2 protein-coding genes are annotated in these 1,462 nt (G+C 67.8%); both read right to left on the bottom strand.

Annotation, left to right across the window (positions count from 1 at the left end):
- Nucleotides 1–169: 169 nt before the first annotated feature.
- Nucleotides 170–499 carry a hypothetical protein gene (locus DFP89_RS20015; RefSeq protein ID WP_147273381.1) on the bottom strand — a complete coding sequence of 110 codons (330 nt, stop codon included), beginning with the start codon at nucleotides 497–499 and terminating at the stop codon, nucleotides 170–172.
- Nucleotides 500–589: 90 nt separating this feature from the next.
- On the bottom strand, nucleotides 590–1,462 hold an 873-nt coding region (locus DFP89_RS20010; RefSeq protein ID WP_484216267.1), incomplete at its 5' end, for an ATP-dependent metallopeptidase FtsH/Yme1/Tma family protein.

Genomic DNA, 1,462 nt, shown 5'->3' with positions numbered 1-1,462 from the left:
AGCATCTGCTGGCGGATGACACCATGCCGACCGCCGCCGTGCTGGAACAACCTCTGATGCCGGAGCTGGCGTCGATTGCCGGGACGATCCGGGAGCTGTGCCGTATCTTCCCCTGACGCTGGCGCGTGTCGGCTGGAAGGGGTTGAAACGGCCGGAATTGTGATCGACCTCACGCTTCTGCCTCCGCTTCCGCGACCATCCGCATGGCATCCTCTAGGATACTGCTCTGGAACTCGGGCCTGATCAGACCGTCGAGGGAAAGAATGGTGATCTTGATGTGGAGTTCTGCGAGGTTGTTTGCCGGGGTTTGGGCGATCCTGCCCTCGATGGCTGTGATGCTTGTCGAGAGGTCGCTCATAGCGGCGAGGTGGGCTTGGCCGGTTGCGGTGGCGAACCCGGCGCTGGCGGCGCGGCGGTCGTGATCGGTCCATGCGCGCTGCCAGTCGGCAAGGGCGATGATGAACATGCCGCGCGGGGTTTGGGACAGAGGTTTGGGCATGGGGCACCTCGCGGTTTTTGGATGATGTGGAAGAGAAGAAGTGCTGTGGTGCTTTGATCTGTCCGTTCTGGTTGTCGGGTTCGGCGTTCCTCAGAGTGTTCGGCAGGCCGGAGGCTGAGAGGCGTCGGGCGATGATGGCGCGCTTTCGGGTTCGGGTGCTGCGGCCACGGCGTCGCTCGTCCTGACCTGCTCGAGCCATTTTGCCGCCTCCTGGCCGGAGAGTTCGCGGCGGGCGGCGAGGGTTTTGGCCATGTCCTCGAGCAGGGCATGATGCGGGGTGAGGATCTGCATGGCCTGAGCCTCGGCGGCTTCGATCCGGGCACGCAGGCGGGCGCGGGTCTCGGGATCATGCAGCCAGTCTGCTGTCTCGCCGAGCCAGAGCGGACCCTCGGCACCGAGGCCGAAGCGGGTCTCGATGGCGAGTGCGACACGGGTCGCGAGCGCCAGATCGGAGTCGTCGGGGCCGCCGGCGCCCGAGCTGACCGTGCCGAAGATCAGCCGTTCGGCGGCGCGGCCAGCCATCAGTTCGGCCAGCAGATCGCTGTGATCGGCAATCAGGCCGGCGCGCGGGGCGCGGCGGATGCGGGTCTGGCCGGCAGCGCGGTCCAGCGCGATGTGCTGGATCTGGCCATGGCCGAGCGCCGCCGTCACCAGCGCGTGGCCGCATTCGTGGATGGCGATGCGTCGCGTCATCATGGGGTCATCATCGGCGCCAAAGGCCGCGTGCAGATCCTCTGCCGTCACCCGACGTCCGGCCCGGCGGGCTTGACCGCGCAAGTCGCGCAGCGTTGCGTCCAAATCGGCCATGCTGTGCCCGACGGCCTGTTGCGCCAGCGCGCGGATCTCGGGCTCCGGCAGGGTCAGATGTCGGCGCAGCACGCCCGCCAGCGCTGCGGCATCGGGCAGCGGCACGGCCAGACGCAGGTCGAAGCGGCCCGGGCGCAGCACGGCCGGATCGATCAA

Origin of the sequence: Paracoccus lutimaris, from assembly GCF_003337565.1 — a bacterium.
Lineage (GTDB): Bacteria > Pseudomonadota > Alphaproteobacteria > Rhodobacterales > Rhodobacteraceae > Paracoccus > Paracoccus lutimaris.
The sequence above is the reverse complement of the archived record's forward strand: the minus strand, read 5'-3'. Positions and strand labels throughout refer to the sequence as shown.

Bases quoted from the DNA above. Each gene is read 5' to 3' on its own strand.
- DFP89_RS20015 (WP_147273381.1), bottom strand. From the start codon at position 499: ATGCCCAAACCTCTGTCCCAAACCCCGCGCGGCATGTTCATCATCGCC.